The sequence below is a fragment of the Stenotrophomonas sp. P5_B8 genome (assembly GCF_054049855.1).
In genome coordinates this window covers 1-884 of sequence record NZ_JBFULO010000774.1, presented here as the reverse complement: position 1 = coordinate 884, position 884 = coordinate 1, and the positions used below count along the sequence as shown (strand labels likewise).

Sequence of the window (884 nt, the reverse complement as noted above, 5' to 3'; positions counted from 1 at the left end):
GCGCTTGGGGGTGGGCACGAAGACCCCGCCATTCTTCACGAACGGCATGTACGCGCTGTACAGCGCGGCCTTGTCCTTGACCGCCAGCGACAGGATGCCCTGGCGGGCGTTGGTGGCACTCATGCTCTATTCYCCTTTGCTTGCCGCTCGTTGACCTTGTTCCAGGCCAACAACAATTCCACCACCGCAAGGTCGGCGCGCACGGTGGTGCGCAGCAGATCGCGGGTACGGTTGGCGGCGTCGAACCACGCCGCCAGCTTGTGCAATCGATCCGGATCGGTCAAGCCGCCCGCGCTGGCCTGGGCCAGCGCCAGGTCGGCGGCGTGGCGCAGGCGCAAGGCCGCGTTGTCGTCCCCTGCCCAGCGCTGGGCCAGCTCGACCGCCCCGGTGCGGCCGGCCACCAGTGCCTCCAGATCGGTGGCCACCTGCTTGCGCAGCGCCAGGCCGTCATCGCGCAGCCATTCATCGGCCAGCCCCGGGTGGCCACGCGCCGCGTCCAACGCCTCGCGGGCAGTGGCCTCGGTGTGGCCCTGCGACTGCAGCCAGGCCAGCGCTTCCTCGCGGGGCGGCAGCTTGAATTCCAGGCGCTGGCAGCGGCTGCGCACGGTCGCCGGCAGGCGCGCCGGGTCGCTGCTGATCAGCCACAGGTAGCGGCCCGGTTGCGGCTCTTCCAGCGTCTTGAGCAGCGCGTTGCAGGCGGCGCGATTGATCGCGTCGGCCGGGTCGACGATCACCACCTGGGCGATGCCGTACTGCGGGGTCAGCGCCAGTTTCTGCGAGATCTCGCGGACCTGCTCGATCACGATCTCGGTGCGCAGCTTGTCGCCGGACTTGTTGGGAAATCACGATCTCGGTGCGCAGCTTGTCGCCGGACTTGTTGGGAA

Annotated in this window: 2 pseudogenes; both read right to left on the bottom strand. The window is 69.1% G+C overall.

The annotated features are described in order from the left end of the window. Window positions 1-123 (bottom strand): annotated as a pseudogene (locus ACXJKH_RS21375) (PilZ domain-containing protein); the annotation flags it as partial. Next, window positions 120-839: pseudogene (locus ACXJKH_RS21370) on the bottom strand (DNA polymerase III subunit delta'); the annotation flags it as partial. The pseudogenes ACXJKH_RS21375 and ACXJKH_RS21370, both read right to left, overlap by 4 nt. Window positions 840-884: the final 45 nt, after the last annotated feature.